Genomic DNA, 3,205 nt, shown 5'->3' on the forward strand with positions numbered 1-3,205 from the left:
TTGAATTAGGACAGCGTGGAGGTATCATTGTGAATGAGTATCTTCAAACGTCAAATGAGGATATTTATGCAGTGGGTGATGCAGTTGAGGTAGTAGACTATATTAGTGGCACAAAGGCAATGATTCCACTTGCTGGCCCTGCAAACCGTCAAGGACGAATGGCAGCAAATAATATCATGGGTAAAAAAGAGAAATATCAAGGAACGATGGGGCCTTCTATTGCAAAGGTGTTTGATTTAACTGTTGCCGCTACTGGGAACAATGAAAAAACACTAAGACGGTTAGGGGTATCTTACGAAGTCGTTCATATCCACCCAAGCTCTCATGCTGGCTACTATCCAGGAGCTGCACCACTGTCTCTAAAGTTGATTTTTGACAAGGAAACAGGAAAAATCTTTGGTGCACAAGCGATTGGAGCAGATGGGGTCGATAAGCGAATGGACGTTATTGCTACAGCGATTAAAGGTGGATTAACGGTTGAAGACTTAACAAACTTAGAACTGTCATACGCTCCACCGTATTCATCTGCTAAAGATCCAGTCAATATGGCTGGTTATGTAGCAACAAATATTATGGATGGTGAATTGGAACATATTCAGTGGCATGAAGTAGACCAAATCGTTGCTGAAGGTGGCTTACTAATTGATGTTCGCGAACCAATAGAACGTGAATTTGGTTTTATTGAAGGTTCAATTAATATTTCACTAAACGAACTCAGAAATAAATTAGATGAAATTCCTAAAGATCAGACCGTATATGTAAGCTGTCAGGTAGGGTTAAGAGGGTATTTAGCAAGCCGTATTCTAAAAAATAACGGGTACAAAGTAAAGAATGTTGATGGCGGCTGGAAGACCTATTCTTCTGTATTTGGAAGCAACATAGTCAAACAAGTTGAAACAAAAACGAACGATCTTGGAGAAACAGTTATCGAAGAAACCACCAATGACTTACAAGTAGATTCATTGGTAGATGTTAGTGGTTTAACCTGTCCAATGCCTATCGTAAAGTTGAAAAAAGGAATAGAGGTATTAGAAAGTGGCCAGGTACTAGAGCTTCATGTAACAGATAAAGGTGCATTAAATGATTTACCTGCTTGGTCAAAAAATGCTGGACATACCATTCTAAAAATGGAACAAGATGATAAGCTAATTAAGTTCTGGATTAAAAAGAAATAACATAGCAAACGCATGACTCAAATACGGGAGTCATGCGTTTTTTTCGTAAAAAAATATGGTAGGTGGTATCTTGGCATGGAAAAGTCAAACGGAAAGATAATAATTCAAGAAAGACGAATAAACGTTTATGAAGGAGGCAGAAAATGACTATTGAAACAGCGGTTAAAACCATCTCCGTAAAGGAGATTGCCAAAAAAGTGATCAATGATGAGGAAGTGCTTATTTTAGATGCAAGAAACACGGATGCTTTTGATGATTGGAAGATTGAAGGTAAAAATGTTCACATCATTAACGCCCCTTACTTTGACCTATTAGAAGGGGTTGACTCAATTAAAGACAAGTTACCAACAGATAAGACTATTTATGTCATATGTGCGAAAGGAGGATCCTCAAAATTAGTGGCTCAACAGATCGCAGAAGCTGGGCGAACTGATGTATATTCTGTTGAGGGTGGGATGAAAGCATGGAGTGAATATTTAGAACCTATTAAGATTGGCGATTTAAAAAATGGGGGATCAATCTACCAATTTGTTCGGATAGGCAAAGGGTGTTTATCATACTTGATTGAATCAAATGGTGAAGGTGCGATAATTGATACAAGCCGTATGATTGAACCGTATGAAAGTTTTATCACAGAGCATCATATTACTTTGATTCATGTATTTGATACTCATTTACATGCAGACCATATTTCTGGTGGGAGAATGCTTGCTGAAAAAATGAGAGCAACCTATTATCTTCCACCTAAAGATGCTACTGAAGTAAATTTTACGTATCAACAAATTAATGACGACGATGAGTATCAAGTTGGTAAAACGACAATTAAGGCGGTTTACTCTCCGGGTCATACCATAGGGAGTACCTCTTTTGTCATCGATGACCAATATTTATTAACAGGAGATATTCTGTTTATTGACTCTATTGGACGCCCAGACCTTGCGGGAAAAGCAGAAGATTGGGTAGGCGATTTACGAAATACACTATATAAGCGGTACAAAGAATTAGCGGATGACTTACTGGTGCTGCCTGCTCACTATATGGGGATTAATGAAATGCATGATAATGGAAGTATATCTGAAAAACTAGGTGTGCTATATCAACAAAATCACGGATTAAATATTGTAGATGAGAATGAATTTAGAAAAGTGGTAACGGAAAACCTACCACCTCAGCCGAATTCATACCAGGAAATTCGAGAAACAAATATGGGGAAGATAACGCCAGATGTAGAACAACAAAGGGAAATGGAGATTGGCCCGAATCGTTGTGCGGTAAGATAGAAGATTAATTAAAAATGAGGAAGGTAACGACTACAGTTACCTTCTATTTGGTGAGGAAAAATTTCCCTAGTTGACTTTATACCTGCAGGGGTATAATATGTACATATCGACAAACACCTAAGGAGGTATTTCAGATTACTTTTGTTACCATTCTACTGTTAGTGATTGGATATGTGTTATTTGAAAGATATTTTCCGGTTTTCTCTGTAGTGTATATTCCCAGAGAAGAGATCGGAACAAAATCTACAATCATTGATATAAGAGATTATAACCAATCAAGTAAATTCTCTATACCAGGTTCGATAAACATACCTGTTGCTTATCTTAATAGATTTAGCACTGACATACCCAATCGTAAACTATATATTATTGCTTCAAACAATCTAGAAAAAAATGTGGGTATTCGTCTCCTACGGAAGAAAGGGTTTCAAGTGATTGGATATACCTTTGCTGGTCATCATTCAAAACTATTGAAAGAAGATCAACTTAATATAAAAAATCTTTGTTAAAAGGAGGTAAGGATATGGAATACAATACTCAAATTCAAAATAGAGTAAAGCGTATGGAAGGGCAGCTTAGAGGGATTTTAAGAATGATGGAAGAAAATAAGGACTGTAAAGAAGTGATAACACAATTATCAGCTGTTCGAACGGCTGTTGATCGTACAATGGGTGTAATTGTAAGTTCTAATTTAGTTGACTGTGTACAAAAAGCTAATGAAAACGAAGAAACAAATGCAGAGGATCTGAT

3 protein-coding genes are annotated in these 3,205 nt (G+C 37.1%); all 3 read left to right on the forward strand.

The window, feature by feature from the left end:
* Window positions 1–1,175: sulfurtransferase TusA family protein (locus ACGLXV_RS22460; RefSeq protein ID WP_391560378.1), on the forward strand; the 1,175-nt coding region annotated here is incomplete at its 5' end.
* 143 nt (window positions 1,176–1,318) lie between these two features.
* Complete coding sequence (locus ACGLXV_RS22465) at window positions 1,319–2,455, forward strand: MBL fold metallo-hydrolase (RefSeq protein WP_391560379.1); 1,137 nt, start codon at window positions 1,319–1,321, stop codon at window positions 2,453–2,455.
* A 523-nt stretch (window positions 2,456–2,978) separates the two neighbouring features.
* The coding region (locus ACGLXV_RS22470; protein WP_391560380.1) for a metal-sensitive transcriptional regulator at window positions 2,979–3,205 on the forward strand (227 nt) is incomplete at its 3' end.

The organism is Robertmurraya sp., assembly GCF_036676585.1.
In the GTDB taxonomy this organism is placed as follows: domain Bacteria; phylum Bacillota; class Bacilli; order Bacillales; family Cytobacillaceae; genus Robertmurraya_A.

What these genes read in the sequence shown, in the direction of transcription:
- ACGLXV_RS22465 (WP_391560379.1), top strand. Translation starts at nt 1,319, where the DNA reads ATGACTATTGAAACAGCGGTTAAAACCATCTCCGTAAAGGAGATTGCC.